Source organism: Thiomicrospira cyclica ALM1, assembly GCF_000214825.1.
Classification (GTDB): domain Bacteria; phylum Pseudomonadota; class Gammaproteobacteria; order Thiomicrospirales; family Thiomicrospiraceae; genus Thiomicrospira; species Thiomicrospira cyclica.
Window position 1 is genome coordinate 1,161,002 of sequence record NC_015581.1, and the last position, 16,562, is coordinate 1,177,563.

Consider the following 16,562-nt stretch of genomic DNA (forward strand, 5'->3'; position numbering starts at 1 on the left):
GAGAACACAAATGATCAATAATGACTGGAAAACTTTTTTAAATGAACAACATGCCGTGCTCAATAAAGAAGGTGCTATTACAGCACTGCAATTTCCTGAACTAGAACGCACGATCCTAACACATGGCCCCGCGCTAACTAGCCTTGCTCATGACGCCCTACTAGAAGTACGCGGTGAGGAAGCGCTCAGTTTTTTGAATGGTCAACTCACTAATGATATAAAAACCGTTACCGAAGAAAATGCCTGCTACAGCGCCTACTGTGACCCAAAGGGGCAGGTTTTAGCGCTAATGCTCGTGTTTAAAATGGCCGACGCCTATTATTTGAGTTTTGATGGCAGCTTAAAAGACGCCGTTCAAAAACGCTTACAAATGTTTATCATGCGTTCTAAAGTAACCCTGACCGATGTTAGCCAAGACTGGATTAAAATCGGCTACGCAGGGCAATTTGCCGATTTAGAAATTCAACGCCGCTTAGATGTGAAAGTGAAGAACTCACTTGCCACTGCGCAAGCGAAGGATGAAAGTTTTACAGACTTAACTTTGATTAAGGTGCCCGGCCCCTATCACAGCTATGAAATTTTTGCCCCAGTTACCACGGCACAAAAAGCTTGGGAAGCGCTCAAACGCAACGGAGAAGCCACCAATGCTCAGGACTGGCGCTTGTTAAAAATTCTGGCCGGTTTTCCCAGTGTCAATGCTCTAACTTCCGGACAATTTATCGCCCAATTTATAAACTTGGATAAACTCGATCAAATTAACTTCAAAAAAGGCTGTTTTCCCGGTCAAGAAATTATCGCTCGCCTACATTACCGTAGCCAACCCAGTAAGCGTATGTTCCGCTTAAAGCTGACTCAATCTGTGGATTTAGAACCTGGCTCTGAGTTGAGTTTAATGGATGCCAATGGTAAAAAACATAAGTTTGACGTCGTCTCGGCAACAGCGGATATTTTTGCTGGGACCCAAGTTTTGGCTGTCGCTACTGTGAAGTCTTTAGAAGCCGCCGTAGGTCAACTACAAAGTCCGGAAACAGGCCTGGTAACTATCGAACCCCATCCCTACCCGCTAGTTTCGGTTGAAGACTAGCCGGGTTTGTTAGCAGGTTTTTCAGCCAATTGATCAAAAAATTGGTTGAGGGCTTTGGGTAACTTCAATACTTTTTTAGCACGCGTAATCGCTACATACAGCACATTCAACTGTTCAATATAATCATTGGCATCCGCTTCAGGTGCTTCAAAATCAGACGCTAGAACCACTTGTTCAAACCCAAGGCCTTTCGCTTTATGCACCGTACTAATAAAAACCTGCGAAATCTGTTGTGAGCCTGAAGCACAATGCCGATGCAGGCGAGCAATTCTAGCCAGGGTTTGATCACGATGGGCTTCAACAAATTTAATAATGTGCTTCCATTCATTTTTTTGCGCCTCGTCAGCCACCTGAGTAAATTCTTGCCAACTGGTAAAAATCGCCAAATCACTGACCTTAACCTGCGCTAACTTGCCTTTATACAGCGCATACGCTGACTCAATCAGCTTGGCGACCTGGTCCAGTCCACCGTTTATTTCAAAGGTAATCTTACGTTCAATGCAAAACTCCGCCACTTCAAAGACCTTGGCATTGGTTCGACACAACACCGTGTATGGCGCATAGGGATCAAACTGGGTATTAATCGGATAGTCTTTGGCCAAACCCTTAACCACTCGCTGCTCACCCGTTTGCTGCAACAATAAATTAGCTAACTGGGCGATATGCTGTCCAAATCGAAACGACTGGGTTAGCGGATACTGCTGTTTGGGTTCACCCAATAAACTGGCACTGGCACGACGCCACGAATAGATTTGTTGATGCTTGTCACCCACCCAAATTTTTTGAGCCGACTGGCGATTTAACAGGGCTTTTAGTACCTGATTGGTATCCTGTGCCTCGTCTAAGAAGACCAGCTGATAATTGAGTTGGGGTTGGCGCAATTGAAACAACTTTAAATAACCATCGTGGGTAATCGCACAGGGGTGGTTTTCATCGAACATAGCCTGCGCCAAGGCATGCACACTGGCCAATAGTGGCATTAAAAAGGCGCTTTGCTCGTGGGGCTTAAGACTGTGTAACCAGTCCTGCAAGGGTTCCGGTAAATGACTGGCATCCGGTTCGGCATCTGCCGAATTACAAAATCCAGTGAGGGTTTCACTAATGGCGAGATTGATTTGAAAGCGACTACGACCAAGAGTTGGCCAATTGGGCGTTTTCTCAGCATAGGCTTCAATATCTTGAAACGGTATGAAACCGCCACCCGCACGAAGCTTTTGCATCATAGCCTGACTCGGTTGCACCACATAACGATAGGCTAAGCTATGCGCGGTTCGACATTCCACCCAATTCGGAAATAAGGCATTCGCCTCTTGGGCAATGGCTTTATTAAACGCCAAATAAAGGGCTTTTTTAAATGGCTGTTGCTGTGCTATCGCATTCAAAGTGGCCGTTTTACTGGTGCCGGCAAAGGCTGGCACCGCAAAACTCTCACCGGCAATCGCCGCATCTATAATCGCCACTTGTTCGGCTGTGGCATCAAATCCTGCTACCTGATATCGACTCATCCAGGCTGTGCTGGGCTAAATGGCCCCGTATTTTCGGACGCTGTTTCAAAATCAGGTGTTTGCTTTTTTGGCCACACATAAGAGCCAATAATCATCCCTGCAATCGCCATAAAGAAGCCAATAAAGTGCGCGGGTAAGCTCTCTTCTAACCCTGGGAAAAGATATTCAAGACTCAACCAGGTGACCACACCTAAACCGATGCCTAGCAAAGCGCCACCATTGCTGGCTTTTTTCCAATACAGACCTGCCACCAATGGTACAAAAGCAACCACCAGCGTGACTTTGTAAGCATTCTCGACCATTTTATGAATGGAGGTTTCTTGCTCCAGTGACCAGAGCGTATAAATAGCGACCAGCAAGGCAAAAGCCACCACCACACCTCGAGTGAGCATCAACAAATAACGGTCACTAATTCCCTTTATAAAATCCTTAAGGATGTTTTCCGAAATGATGACTGAAGGTGCCAACATGGTCGCCGATGCGGTCGACATAATCACCGACAATAGTGCGCCATAAAAAATGACCTGAGCATAGAGAGGCAAATGCTCTTTGACTAAATAGGGCAAAACCAATTGAGCGTCAATGGCCATAAAGTGATTAACCAAATCTGGATTGATTAAAAACGCCGAATAACCCAAGAAAATTGGCACAGCCGCAAACACCAAATATATAAGACCGCCATTAATGGTACCCCAAGCAGCGATAGATTCATTCTTAGCCGTGTTAGCGCGCTGAAATACGTCTTGTTGTGCAATCGAACCCAAGCCCATGGTCAGCAGTGCTGACATAAAGGCTAACATCGCGATGGTATTAAGATCCGGCATAAAAATAAAGCGTTCTGCTTGAGAGGCATGCTCGATAACTGGCATAATCCCGCCGGTCATGCCTGATAGATACCAGGCAATAAACAACAAACCTAGCACGATCACAATCATTTGCACAAATGTTGTCACCGCTACAGACCACATACCACCAAACAAGGTATAAATCAGCACCACGCCAGTACCAATCAAAATCCCATTGAACACGCTAATAGAACCATCAGACAACACATTAAACACAATCCCCAGTGCCATAATTTGCGCCGATACCCAGCCCAAATAGGATACCGCAATCGCGACTGATGCTATTAATTCAACATTGCGATTAAAGCGAATACGGTAAAAATCACCCAAGGTTAATAAATTCATACGATAGAGTTTTCGGGCTAAAAACACGCCAAACAAAACCAGACACAGAGCCGCGCCAAAGGGGTCAGCTATAATGCCGCCTAGTCCATCCTGTAAAAATTCAGCGGGCACACCCAATACAGTCTCGGCGCCAAACCAGATCGCAAAGACCATCGCTGTCACCATCCAAATCGGCAAACTCCGACCGGCCGACACATAGTCTCCCATATTTTTTACTTTTGTTGCCGCTAGCAAACCTATCACAATAGCTACAAATAAATACAACGCCGTAAAGGTAATTAACATGGGTTTATGCCCTCAGAATCTTGCTGAAAACGGAAGTCCGGCCTAAGTGTGAAATATAACAAAAAAATGACAATTTAAAGCAAAAAAAAACCCCATCAAACATGATGGGGTTTTTAAATGTGGTGGGTCGTGTGCGACTCGAACGCACGACCAATTGGTTAAAAGCCAACTGCTCTACCAACTGAGCTAACGACCCTCGTTGATATGGGGCGTATTATACATTCCACCTCAGGAAGCGCAAGCCTTTTCTTAATTTTTTATGACATTTTTTTAGACTTGATAACGCGTAGGATCAACCAGGCCTGCTTGTTCAAATCCTTGTTTACGCAAACGGCAGGAATCACATAAACCACAAGCACGGCCTTGCTCATCAGCACTATAGCAGGATACAGTTTGACTATAATCAACACCAAGTCTTACGCCCAGTTGTATAATCTCAGCTTTTGACATTGCAATTAATGGTGTTTTAACTTCAACACCGCGGCCTTCAACACCCGCTTTTGTCGCTAAATTTGCTAAGGTTTGAAAAGCGGCAATAAATTCCGGACGACAATCTGGGTAACCCGAATAATCAACCGCATTAACCCCTACAAATAATGCCTGCGCTTCTAAGACTTCACAAACACCTAAGGCATAGGCTAAAAAAATGGTGTTACGCGCTGGTACATAGGTAATGGGAATATGATCTTCAACACCATCCACTGGTACAACCAAACTATGGTCGGTGAGTGCTGACCCGCCAATACTTGCTAAATCTATTTGGACCACACGATGTGATTTAGCGCCATAATGAGCGGATAACTGCGCTGCAGCCAGAAGTTCAGCAGTATGGCGCTGACCATAAGCAAAGCTCAAGGTATGACAATCATACCCTTCCTGTTTTGCCAAGGCTAACAGCGTAACGGAATCCAAACCACCAGATAATAAAATAACCGCCTGCTTCATCAGTTTAATGCTCGCAAGCGATTCAATCGCTCTTGCGCGCTTTTTGCCGCACGACCATTCGGGAAGAGATCAATTAATTGTTGGTACAACACCTCGGCCTGATCAATATCATTAAAACCAACCAAACTATCAGCCCCACGCAATAACGCATTTTCAAAACGCACATGATCTTCAAACTCATTAATAATAACTTGGAATGCTTCAAATGCCTGGCCAAAATCCTGTTGAATCAATCGTGCTTCACCTAACCAATAATAAGCATCAGCGGTTAAGGTTTCGTCGGGATAATGACTTATAAATGCTTCAAATGCTTGCTGCGCAGCACCGTACTCGCCTGCTCCTAATAACTGGAAGGCCGCATCATAAGATGATTGCGCATTAGATGATGGGGCTGATTCGATAATCAATAATTCTTGTGCCGCGTCCTCACCTGCGGCATCTGGCACAAAGGTTAAGTCAACCGACTGAGATTGTAACTGCGCCTCTAACTGTGCTATACGCTGACTAGACTGTTGTATATATTGTTCTAGTTGCGATTGTAATTGCTGATTTTGGAAGAGCAGCCTATCCAGCCGATCTTGAATTTGTGCTAATTCATTGGCTTGAAAATCCAGACGCTGTCCTAACTGAATAGTTACTGGATTACTGGCAATCCCTTCTAATCGATCCACCCGCTGCTCGAGCGTTTGTGCGCTGACGAGGCTAGACCCCATTAAACTCAATGCCATTACTCCAAACCACTTGCGCATAGCAACTCCTATCTAAAATTCAACTCAACGCGACGGTTCATTAAGTAAGCTTCTTCGCTTTGTCCTAATACCGCAGGGCGTTCTTCACCAAATGAAATTGCCATCATTCTATTTTCAGCAATGCCATAGGCTTTCATGACATCAAGCACAGCAATCGCACGACGCTCGCCTAAAGCTAGGTTGTAAGCTGGGCTGCCTCTTTCATCCGTATGACCTTCAAGTTTTACCGTTAAACTTGGATTATCTAGTAATACATCCGCGTAGTGGCGAAGTACATTCAATGAAGCATCATCAACAGAATACTGATCAAATCCAAAATAAATAATGGGCTCCATTTCAGCGGTTATTTCATCCGCCAGCCTGTCTCGTAACTGATCATCAGTCAAATCCAATGCTTCGAAACCGGTTTCCCCCTCTAACGGAACAACCTCAATACCACGGTTTTCTAGCAGACCACCGCCACCTCTTCGATCATCTGCAACGGAGGATACTTCATCAGACAAATCGACTTGTGGCAAGCTACTACAAGCTACGATGGTGAAAGCTAACACGGAAATCAAGGAAATTTTTACGCTATTCATGTTGGTTGATCCCTATTAATAAAGAAGGAGAAAGATAAATTATTAACGCATTCTTGGCGGCGTCAGGTAAGGACCCCATGCCGGCTCCCGAACTTGACCATCTTGAACTCTTAACACTTGTGCCGCACGCCCATCCACTGAAATCACTGCTAATTCGCCACGACCACGGTTATTCGTTGCATAGACCAACATATCACTATTGGGAGCGAAACTGGGTGACTCGGCAAGACTGGTACGGGTTACCTGTCTAAAGTCACCACTATTCATGTCCATAATACCAATATTGAAACCATTATTCGCATGAACCATAGCCAAATAACGGCCATTGGGCGACATCATAGGACTGGCATTGTAGCGCCCTTCAAAAGAAACCCGCGTCACAACATTCGTGGCTAAATCCAATTTAAAAATTTGAGGTTGACCACGACGATCCGAGTTGAAAAAAATAGCATCGCCTTCTGGACTCCAGCTCGGTTCAGTATCAATAGCAGGATGATTGGTTACTTGGCGTAATTGACGCGTCGCTAAATTCATAATGTAAAGATTCGCACTACCATCTTTAGACAGGGTCATCGCCATCTGCTGACTATCTGGTGACCAAACAGGTGTACTATTAATACCTCTGAATTCTGCTAGAACCTCTCGCTGACTGCCGTCAAGACTTTGTAACACAATAATTGAGCGCCCAGCCTCAAAAGAAACATATGCAATTTGCTGACCATTCGGTGACCAACGTGGCGACATAATCGGCATTCGACTACGTAAAATTGTTCTTGGGTTATGTCCATCGGAATCCGATACATCAAGCGAATAATTACGTTCATTACCCTGTTCACGAACGGTCACATAGGCTAAACGGGTATTAAATGCCCCCCAAACACCCGTCAATTCGTAATAGAGTTCGTCTGAAATTTGATGCGCCGCTTGGCGCAGACGATTCGCAGGGATTTGCTGATAGCGTTTTGCAAGGACCTGTTGACGACGAAGTACATCGACAAGACGAACATCAATATCATAGCTTCCATCAGGACGAAGACTTAACTGACCCATAATTAAATGATCGACATCAAGTCGCTGCCATTGTTCAAAAATAACGCTATCCATTGTGACAGGACGTTGTGGCAAACGATTGGTGGCGACAGGCGCAAAGCGACCACTACGACGCATATTGTTCTGAATAATTTCACCGACATCCTGTGGTGCAGCACCGCGTCCCTCGACATTGAATGGTACCACCGCTATAGGAATGGCATTCTCGAAACCTTCGGTAATTTCAATGACCAAATTCGCTTGCACAAACTGACTGGCAAATACAAAAACCAGACCTGCTGAACAACGTGCAAAAATATGTTGAATTGCGCTAAAACGCATAATCTTATCCTTCTCAATTATCCTATGAGCATTTCAAGGTATTAGGGTCTAAATACAAAACGTATCGTCCGTTCATAAACTTCAGCTACTGGTGCTTGTGGTAATGGCGATGCACGAAGAACCGCCCGCTCAGCCGCTTGTTTAAATTGCTCTGATGCTTGTGGGTTACAACTCTCTGTTCGCACGCTGACCACTGTACCGTCACGATCTTGCACGATAACCAGTTCACATTGGGCTTCGGCCGAAATATCCGCCGGTGTTCGCCAATTTTCACGCACTTTTGCGGTAATTGACGACACATAACTTTGTCGAAGATTTCGTACCTCACGCTGTCGCGCCGCTTCACGTTCACGAGCCTCTTCTTCAGCCAGTGCTGCTAGACGTGCGCGCTCTGCTTCCTGTTGACGCGTTTGCTCGGCCACTTCTCTCTGCCTTGCTTCTTCTCGTGCCCTTTCTGCTTCGGCTTGCTTTTGTAATTCCGCCAATTCAGCTAAACGGCGCTCTTCTGCTTGACGCTGACGTTGTGCCTGCTCAGCAGCATCACGAGCTTGCTGTTCGGCACGGGCGCGATCACGCTCGGCTTGTGCACGTTGTTGTTCGGCTTGTGCGGCAACGCGACGCGCTTCTTCCGCTCGGCGTTGTTCCGCTTCAGCTCGTTGACGTTCGGCATCGATGCGCTGACGTTCTTGTTCCGCTTGACGACGAGCTTGCTCGGCACGTCGCGCCTCTTCTTCTTGCTGGCGTTGCAGTTGGGCAATACGCTGTTCACGCTCCCTAGCTTCAGTTAATTGACGTTGCTGTTCCGCTTGACGTTGTGATTCTTGTTCACGAATTCGAGTCAGTTGTTCTTCTATCAGTGACTGATCCACGGTCATGGTCGTTAGCGGCATCTGAGGTGTCACTTCAGGCTGAATTAACGCCGACCCACTATCTTGCACCGTAATTATTGTCGGTTTTGACCAAAAATTACCAATCAAAAATAGCGCAATAATGATATGAAAAACGAAAGCTAATCCCACCGCATAAGGATGTCGTTTAATATAACTAATCACACCCCGTCCTCCGGTTGCGTCATTAATGAAACATTGGGCACACCATTATTCTTCAGTAATACAAACAGATGTACGACACGTCCATATGGCGCATCTCGATCCCCTTCAATAACAATAGGTAGCTGTTCATTTAACTGACTGCGTGCCACCACTTCAGCTACCAACATGGCGAGCTCAGCCGGTGTTAGGTGTTCATTGGGGTTTTCACTAGTATGATACAAACCATCTCGTGTTACGGTAATGACAAAAGGGGGTGTCAGCTGTGTCGCTTCAACCGAGCGCTCAATCTCAGGAGTACCAGGTAGGTCAACAGTAATAGCTTGATGAACAAGCGGTGCCGTGATCATAAAAATAATCAGCAACACTAGGGTAACATCAATGTAGGGCACCACATTAATTTCCGCCATTAACCGTTTTTTATCACGAATTGATCGTAAACTGGTGTTCACAGATCACTCCTTCTAGTTCGAATGCGCTTGTCGTTGCAGGATGGCTAAAAACTCTTCGGCAAAATGCTCATATTCACTTAATAGTCGATCCGCACGATTGGTTAAGCTATTAAAGAAAATGACCGCTGGAATAGCGGCAAACAAGCCCATGCCGGTTGCTAATAAAGCTTCAGCAATACCTGGGGCAACAGCCGCAAGCGTCATGTTTGGGGAATCACCCAAACCCTGAAAGGCATGCATAACCCCAATGACCGTTCCAAACAAACCAATATACGGCGCCGATGAACCAACCGTCGCTAAATAAGAGAGACGATGTTCTAAACGCTCCGTTTCACGACCCAGCGCAATTTTCATAGCTCGATGACTGGCTGAAACTAATTCATTAACATCTTGGACGCCTTGATTCTTTAAACGAACAAACTCTTGAAAACCGGCTTCAAACAAACGCTCCAAACCATGCAAGTCATCACCCTCTTTATTGGCAAGTTGGCGGTAAAGCTGACCCAAATCATCAGAATCCCAAAAGGTTGCTTCAAACGAGCTTAGCTGCTGCTTCGCTTTGCGCATTTGATGTGTTTTGGCTAGAGCAACTGCCCATGCTGAGATTGACATAAATACTAAAATGGCCATGACCAATTGCACAATTGGACTGGCCATTAACACTAAATCAATTATAGAGTGATCACCCATTCAGCTAATCCTTTTCTGTTGCTACTAAGTTAAGATGTTGGTAGGCTTTGGTGGTTGCCACGCGCCCTCTTGGCGTTCTAATCATAAAACCTTGTTGTACTAAATAGGGTTCAATGACATCCTCAATGGTACCGCGCTCTTCACCGACGGTCGCCGCCATACTTTCAATCCCTACTGGACCACCGTCAAAATTAGCAATAATTTTTTCTAATAACCGACGATCCATTTTATCTAACCCCATCGGGTCGACTTCTAGCAAATTTAATGCCGCGCTGGCAATCATTTGGGTAATGACGCCTTGACCCTCGACCTGTGCAAAATCCCGCACACGCCGTAACAAGCGGTTAGCGATTCGCGGGGTACCGCGCGAACGCTTGGCAATTTCTGCCGCCCCCAATTGCTCACAAGCCACGCCTAAAATATTCGCCGAACGCGCCACAATCTGTGTGAGCTCGGCTTCATTATAAAACTCCAAACGTTGCACGATACCAAAACGATCACGCAATGGTGATGTCAGCAGGCCTGCTCGCGTGGTGGCACCTATGAGAGTAAAGGGCGGCAAATCAATTTTTACGCTGTGTGCCGCCGGTCCATCACCTATCACAATATCGAGTTGAAAATCTTCCATCGCGGGATAGAGAATTTCTTCAACCACCGGGCTTAAGCGATGTATTTCATCTACAAATAACACATCATGGGGTTCAAGCCGTGTCAAAATTGCGGCTAAATCCCCCGGCTTATCCAATACTGGGCCCGAGGTTTGGCGCAAGGTGGCACCCATTTCTTGGGCAACAATATTCGCTAAAGTCGTTTTTCCTAAGCCAGGTGGTCCGTAGAGAAGCACATGATCCAGATGTTCACCGCGCATTTTTGCCGCATCAATGAACATACTCAGTTGCTCACGCACAGCCGTTTGACCAATATAATCCTGCATAAACTGCGGGCGGATTTTAGGCAACGCATACAGGTCATCGTCCTGCTCTTGACTACCAATTATGCGATCTGTTTCAATCATACCCTAACCTGCAATAAGGCTTGTTTAATCAACTGCTCTAGTGAAAGCGTATCGGAGTAAACCTTCGCGACCAAACCCTCAGCTTGTGCTTCTTTATACCCTAAAGAAACCAGGGCTGCAACTGCTGAATGCTTGTTTATAGTATTAACATTATTGGCCGATAAGTCCGCCGAAACGTAACTTGTAGTAACACTTTGTCCGAACACTTTTTGCATACGATCTCGCATCTCAATTACCATTCGTTCTGCCGTTTTTTTACCAATGCCAGGCACCTTAGCCAAGGCCGCTGTATCAGCGCTATGAACATGGTGTTGAAAGTCCTCAACCGAGTAGGTGGACAGCACAGCCAAAGCCATCTTAGTGCCGATTCCAGACACCTTAACTAACTCACGAAATAACTGGCGCTCGGCTTCACCAGCAAAGCCATAAAGCAACATGGCATCCTCTCGCACATGAAGATGGGTTAGCAGTTTAACCATGACACCCATATCAGGTAACGCATAGAAGGTTGACATGGGTGCTTCCAGCTCGTAACCCACACCATTTACATCTAACACGAGTAAAGGAGGCTGTTTTGAAACCAAAGTGCCTTGCAGAAAGCCTATCATCATTAATCCTTGTTGCAATGAGACCGCCAGCACCTGCGGTTATTTAAAATGCGTGCCTTTCGATAAACTTGCCGGGTCAATACCCAGCGTTAAATAACGGTCATGACACAAAGCACAAGCCAAAGCATCGGCCGCATCTTCTTGAGGAACTTCCGTTAGCCGCAACAACTGCTTGACCATAAATTGAACGGCATCCTTTCCAGCATGGCCTTGCCCCACAATCGTGCTTTTTATTTGTGTCGGCGTATATTCAATAATCGCGCGTGACTGTAATGCGGCCGCACACAAAATGACGCCACGCGCTTGCCCTAATTTAATCGCTGAACTGGGGTTTTTATGCACAAAGACTTTTTCAACCACAACAAAATGTGGATCATAGCGCTCGATCAATTCACCAATCGACTGGAAAATACGAGTGAGTCGCTCAGTACCAGTAAATTTTTCAACTCGAATAACGCCGCTGGCCAAATATTTAGGATGATAGCGACCCGACTCGATAACCCCAAAGCCTGTTTTCCGTGACCCTGGATCGATGCCCAATATACGTTGACTGGGCCGAAGGTTGGCCACTAGTCTGCTGCCATTAATTGTGCCATCACCTCATCCGATATATCGAGGTTGGTGTAAACCTGTTGCACATCATCTAAGTCTTCCAGCATGTCGATCATCGCCATTACCCGCTGGGCATCCTCAAAATCCAACCTCACTTTAATGTCGGCTTCCATGCTGATATCAACATGGGCGGGCGTAAATCCAGCCAGGATAATAGCGTCGGCAACGGGATGAACTTCTTCGGGTGCGGTGATAACGGCAATACTGCCATCCGAATCTACTTTGACATCTTCAGCACCTGCCTCAATAGCAGCTTCCATAACCGCATCTTCATCGGACCCTGGTTCGAACTGAATCAAGCCTTGTTTAACAAACATATATGCAACCGATCCGTCAGTACCTAAATTACCGCCTTTTTTGGAGAATGCATGACGCACTTCACCCACCGTTCGGTTTCGGTTATCGGTTAAGCAATCAACCATCACCGCTACACCCGCCGGTGCATAACCCTCGTAACGTATTTCTTCGTAATCGTCACCTTCCTGGTTACCCGCACCTCGCGCAATGGCTTTGTCAATGGTATCGCGGCGCATGTTTTCACCTAGTGCTTTATCAATAGCCGAGCGTAAGCGAGGGTTGTCTTCTGGGTGGGGGCCCCCTGCTTTTGCCGCTACTACAAGTTCACGTATTAACTTGGTAAACACCTTACCTTTTTTAGCATCTTGACGTGCTTTACGGTGTTTAATGTTTGCCCATTTACTGTGTCCAGCCATCTTCCCTCACTCTCTTATTAACACTTGCTTGTTAGCGTTTTACGACCAACCCATGCTCTCTCGAAAACGCCAACATGCGATTTAATGCCACTAAGGCTTGTTGACGTTTAGATTCATCCAAAATAATCTCATGATTCTTGGTTGATGCGTCCTGATTATCAAAATACGTCAGTACCGCCGCTAAGTTAGTTAAACTATTCATACCCATCCAAGGACAGTTAGCACAACTAATACACTGCTTGGCTTTGGAATCGGTTGGTGCAACAATCAGTTGTTTATGGGGTGCAAGCTGCTGCATTTTATAAAAAATACCCTGGTCCGTTGCCACAATGAATTGCTGATCGGGCAAGGATTGCACCGCGTTGATTAAGACTTTTGTTGAACCTACCACATCGGCCAAGGCAACTACCGCAGCTGCCGATTCGGGATGCACCAAAACTTTGGCATCTGGATAGCGTTGTTTTAGCTGCTCAAGCTCGAAGGCTTTGAACTCATCATGCACAATACAATGCCCCATCCAGCGAATCATCTCAACACCGGTTTCTTGCTCAATCCAATGACCCAAGTGCTGATCTGGCGCCCAAATAATCTTGTCACCCTGGGCTTTTAAATGCCGCACTATCTGCAACGCATTACCCGAAGTGACCACCCAATCCGCTAGGGCTTTTACCTCGACACTGGTATTAGCATAGACGACAACCTTATGATCCGGATATTGCGCACAAAACTGGGCAAACTCATCGGCAGGACAGCCTACATCCAAAGAGCAGGTGGCTTGCAAATCCGGCATCAATACCGTTTTTTCGGGGCTCAACAGCTTGGCCGTTTCACCCATAAAGCGCACTCCGCATACGACTAAAAGATCGGCCGCGGATTGCGCACCAAAATTAGCCATTTCCAATGAGTCAGCAACAACCCCACCGGTTTCTTCAGCCAAAGCCTGCAGATCAGCGTCGACATAATAGTGAGCGACCAACTGGGCATTATGCTTCACCAGCAGCTGCTTAATTTGAGCTTTTAGCAGACTTTTTTGATCAGCCGAAAGAGGCACAGGGCGGTCTGCATCCAAAGCAAGTTGATTAATACGTGCCGTAAGCTGCCGCGGGATGTCCGTTGCTAACTCAATCATTAGGCTTGCGCAGCCTCGGCGACTTTTTTATTTAAACGAATGTTCAATTCACGCAATTGCGCCATATCCACCAGGCCTGGTGCCTCAGTCAACAAACATGCCGCAGACTGGGTTTTCGGGAAGGCAATAACATCACGAATGGATTCACGATCTGCCATCAACATAATCAAACGATCCAAACCAAACGCCATACCCGCATGCGGAGGGCAACCGTATTTCAACGCATTCAATAAGAAGCCAAACTTCTCCGCTGCATCCTCATCATTAATACCCAGTAATTTGAAGACCGCCGCTTGCATATGGGTATCATGGATACGTACCGAGCCACCACCGACTTCAATACCGTTAATCACCAAGTCATAGGCGCGAGCTAGCATTTGCCCTGGGTTTTTTGAGGCTAAAATTTCTTCTGTGGTTGCTTTTGGCTGGGTAAATGGGTGATGCATTGCCGCCACACGAGCAGTTTTTTCGTCTTCTTCAAACATCGGGAAATCGACGACCCAAACCGGCTTCCATTTTTCGGTAAACATATTGCGGTCTTCGCCAATTTTGACCCGCAATGCGCCAAGAGCTTCGTTAACGATTTTGGCTTTATCGGCACCAAAGAACACGATATCACCGTCTTTTGCTCCAACACGATCAAGTATCTGCATCACCTGCTCTGGGAAGAACTTCACAATCGGTGACTGTAAACCGTCAATGCCGGCGGCCATATCATTAACCTTAATGTAGGCCAAACCTTTGGCGCCATAGATGCTGACAAACTTGGTGTAATCATCAATTTCTTTACGCGACATTTCGCCCGCACCCGGCACACACAAAGCGGCCACACGTCCTTTTGGATCTTTCGCGGGCCCAGCAAATACCTTAAATTCAATGTCCTGAAGCAAATCTGCGACATCAACCAGCTCAAGCGGAATACGCAAATCTGGACGGTCAATGCCATATTTTTGAATCGCATCGGCATAGGTCATTTGCGGGAAATCATAATCAAACTCGACACCAACACCCTCTTTGAAAATCGTTTTGGTGAGACCCTCCATCAAGCCCATAACGCCAGCCTCGTCCATAAATGAGGTTTCAATATCCAACTGGGTAAATTCGGGCTGACGGTCGGCACGTAAATCTTCATCGCGGAAACAACGGGTAATTTGATAATAACGATCAAAGCCCGACATCATCAACAACTGCTTAAATAATTGTGGCGACTGGGGCAAGGCAAAAAACTTATGCTCATGGGTACGACTCGGCACCAAATAATCTCGAGCGCCTTCCGGTGTGGACTTAGTCAAAATCGGCGTTTCCATATCGATAAAGCCATTATTATCCAAATAGTTACGCATCGAACGGGTCACGGCATAACGCAACTTTAAGGTTTTTTGCATCTCATCACGGCGCAAATCAATGTAGCGAAATTTCAAGCGAACTTCTTCACTGACATGCTTGTCATCCAACTGAAATGGAATCGGCTCTGCCATGCTTAACACGTCTAATTCTTTTGCTAACATTTCCACTTGGCCTGAGCTCAAGTTGCTATTTGCCGTTCCTTCTGGGCGCGCACGCACAATGCCAGTAATTCGCAAAACACATTCCGCACGCAAATGTTCCGCTTTGGCAAAAATTTCCGCCGTATCTGGGTCCACAACGACCTGTAACAAACCTTCGCGGTCACGCAAATCAATAAAAATAACGCCACCATGGTCACGACGACGATGAACCCAACCGGCTACGCTAACCGTTTGACCAATTAATGCTTCTGTTACCTGACCACAATAATGTGTACGCATTGCTTATCCTTCAACTTTTATAAACTTAAACTATTAAATGAAACCTGTAAATTAAACCTGTAAATTAAACCTTAACTTGCCACACAACTGGTCCACTAAAACCTTACCTCAGCACCATTGCTGGAGGGCTTTAAATCGGTTGGTGCGACTAAATTCAACTCTTGTTGCAACTCACCCTGAGCTTGCTGCCAAGGCGGAACCACTACCCCCCCTGAAATCAGCATTTTTAAAGCTTCATCAACGGACATTTCCAGCTCTACCACATCCTGCTCCGCCACCATAATAAAAAACCCCGATGTTGGGTTGGGCGTCGTTGGAATAAAAATATTAATAACCGTCGATTTGCCGGTCTTGATTTGTGCTTCGCCCATCACATCACTGGTCTTAAAACCAAGTGTCCATAAGCCTTTGCGCGGATATTCTACCAAATAGACTTGCTGAAAGGTTTTTTGGCCAGTACCGACAATCGCTTCTACAATTTGCTTAACTGCGGTATAAATCGAACGCACTAGCGGAATTTTTGACAAGAGTCTTTCCCACCAATTAACAATTCGGCCACCCAAAATATTGGCCACTAGCATGCCTGTCATTATTACAATAGCAAATGAAACAATCAGACCAAAACCAGGTATAGCAAAACCGAGCAAAACTTCAGGCTGGTACTGATCAGGAATTAATCGCAGACTGCGATCAAAGATCCCCATCAAAAACAAAATGGCTTCAAAGGTAACCCATAAGGGCAACAACACCATTAAACCCGCAATAAAATAGCGCTTTAGTAGACTCATACTTAATCC

Annotated in this window: 17 protein-coding genes and 1 tRNA gene; 1 reads left to right on the forward strand and 17 read right to left on the reverse strand. The window is 46.0% G+C overall.

Going from position 1 to position 16,562, the window contains the following annotated elements; genetic code table 11:
- The first annotated feature begins 10 nt into the window (after window positions 1-10).
- Window positions 11-1,084 (forward strand): CAF17-like 4Fe-4S cluster assembly/insertion protein YgfZ, encoded by a 1,074-nt coding sequence (ygfZ, locus tag THICY_RS05160; protein ID WP_013835555.1) that lies wholly within the window; start codon window positions 11-13, stop codon window positions 1,082-1,084.
- On the opposite strand, the gene THICY_RS05165 is transcribed toward ygfZ, so the two are convergent.
- The 17 genes from THICY_RS05165 to THICY_RS05245 form a co-directional block, all read right to left on the reverse strand.
- Complete coding sequence (locus THICY_RS05165) at window positions 1,081-2,589, reverse strand: 3'-5' exonuclease (protein ID WP_013835556.1); 1,509 nt, start codon at window positions 2,587-2,589, stop codon at window positions 1,081-1,083. The two genes, ygfZ and THICY_RS05165, sit on opposite strands and share 4 nt — an antisense overlap.
- Window positions 2,586-4,064 carry a sodium:solute symporter family protein gene (locus tag THICY_RS05170; RefSeq protein ID WP_013835557.1) on the reverse strand — a complete coding sequence of 493 codons (1,479 nt, stop codon included), beginning with the start codon at window positions 4,062-4,064 and terminating at the stop codon, window positions 2,586-2,588. The genes THICY_RS05165 and THICY_RS05170 overlap by 4 nt, the downstream gene beginning before the upstream one ends.
- A gap of 120 nt (window positions 4,065-4,184) precedes the next feature.
- Window positions 4,185-4,260 (reverse strand) — tRNA-Lys (locus THICY_RS05175).
- Window positions 4,261-4,334: 74 nt separating this feature from the next.
- Window positions 4,335-5,009 carry a 7-cyano-7-deazaguanine synthase QueC gene (gene queC / locus THICY_RS05180; protein ID WP_013835558.1) on the reverse strand — a complete coding sequence of 225 codons (675 nt, stop codon included), beginning with the start codon at window positions 5,007-5,009 and terminating at the stop codon, window positions 4,335-4,337.
- A complete protein-coding gene (gene ybgF / locus THICY_RS05185) occupies window positions 5,009-5,758 on the reverse strand; it encodes a tol-pal system protein YbgF (RefSeq protein ID WP_013835559.1) in 750 nt (249 codons plus the stop codon). Before ybgF ends, queC begins: the two co-directional genes overlap by 1 nt.
- A gap of 8 nt (window positions 5,759-5,766) precedes the next feature.
- Window positions 5,767-6,339: an OmpA family protein gene (locus tag THICY_RS05190; protein ID WP_013835560.1), complete on the reverse strand. Its 573-nt coding sequence runs from the start codon at window positions 6,337-6,339 to the stop codon at window positions 5,767-5,769.
- Window positions 6,340-6,381: 42 nt separating this feature from the next.
- Window positions 6,382-7,710: a Tol-Pal system beta propeller repeat protein TolB gene (tolB, locus tag THICY_RS05195; RefSeq protein WP_013835561.1), complete on the reverse strand. Its 1,329-nt coding sequence runs from the start codon at window positions 7,708-7,710 to the stop codon at window positions 6,382-6,384.
- A gap of 41 nt (window positions 7,711-7,751) precedes the next feature.
- Complete coding sequence (tolA, locus tag THICY_RS05200) at window positions 7,752-8,762, reverse strand: cell envelope integrity protein TolA (RefSeq protein ID WP_013835562.1); 1,011 nt, start codon at window positions 8,760-8,762, stop codon at window positions 7,752-7,754.
- Entirely contained in the window at window positions 8,759-9,211 is a 453-nt protein-coding gene (locus THICY_RS05205; protein WP_013835563.1) for an ExbD/TolR family protein, read from the reverse strand. The genes tolA and THICY_RS05205 overlap by 4 nt, the downstream gene beginning before the upstream one ends.
- Window positions 9,212-9,223: 12 nt before the next feature.
- The gene (gene tolQ / locus THICY_RS05210; RefSeq protein ID WP_013835564.1) at window positions 9,224-9,901 is read right to left on the reverse strand and encodes a protein TolQ; all 678 of its coding nucleotides are present in this window, start codon (window positions 9,899-9,901) and stop codon (window positions 9,224-9,226) included.
- 4 nt (window positions 9,902-9,905) lie between these two features.
- Window positions 9,906-10,916, reverse strand: a complete 1,011-nt coding sequence (gene ruvB, locus THICY_RS05215) for a Holliday junction branch migration DNA helicase RuvB (protein WP_013835565.1) — start codon at window positions 10,914-10,916, stop codon at window positions 9,906-9,908.
- Window positions 10,913-11,524 (reverse strand): Holliday junction branch migration protein RuvA, encoded by a 612-nt coding sequence (gene ruvA / locus THICY_RS05220; RefSeq protein WP_013835566.1) that lies wholly within the window; start codon window positions 11,522-11,524, stop codon window positions 10,913-10,915. Before ruvA ends, ruvB begins: the two co-directional genes overlap by 4 nt.
- A 39-nt stretch (window positions 11,525-11,563) precedes the next feature.
- Complete coding sequence (gene ruvC, locus THICY_RS05225; protein ID WP_013835567.1) at window positions 11,564-12,094, reverse strand: crossover junction endodeoxyribonuclease RuvC; 531 nt, start codon at window positions 12,092-12,094, stop codon at window positions 11,564-11,566.
- Window positions 12,094-12,849, reverse strand: a complete 756-nt coding sequence (locus THICY_RS05230) for a YebC/PmpR family DNA-binding transcriptional regulator (RefSeq protein ID WP_013835568.1) — start codon at window positions 12,847-12,849, stop codon at window positions 12,094-12,096. Before THICY_RS05230 ends, ruvC begins: the two co-directional genes overlap by 1 nt.
- Before the next feature lie 31 nt (window positions 12,850-12,880).
- A complete protein-coding gene (gene nadA / locus THICY_RS05235) occupies window positions 12,881-13,978 on the reverse strand; it encodes a quinolinate synthase NadA (protein WP_013835569.1) in 1,098 nt (365 codons plus the stop codon).
- Complete coding sequence (gene aspS / locus THICY_RS05240; RefSeq protein WP_013835570.1) at window positions 13,978-15,765, reverse strand: aspartate--tRNA ligase; 1,788 nt, start codon at window positions 15,763-15,765, stop codon at window positions 13,978-13,980. Before aspS ends, nadA begins: the two co-directional genes overlap by 1 nt.
- A 95-nt stretch (window positions 15,766-15,860) precedes the next feature.
- Complete coding sequence (locus THICY_RS05245) at window positions 15,861-16,553, reverse strand: DUF502 domain-containing protein (protein ID WP_013835571.1); 693 nt, start codon at window positions 16,551-16,553, stop codon at window positions 15,861-15,863.
- Window positions 16,554-16,562 lie beyond the last annotated feature (9 nt).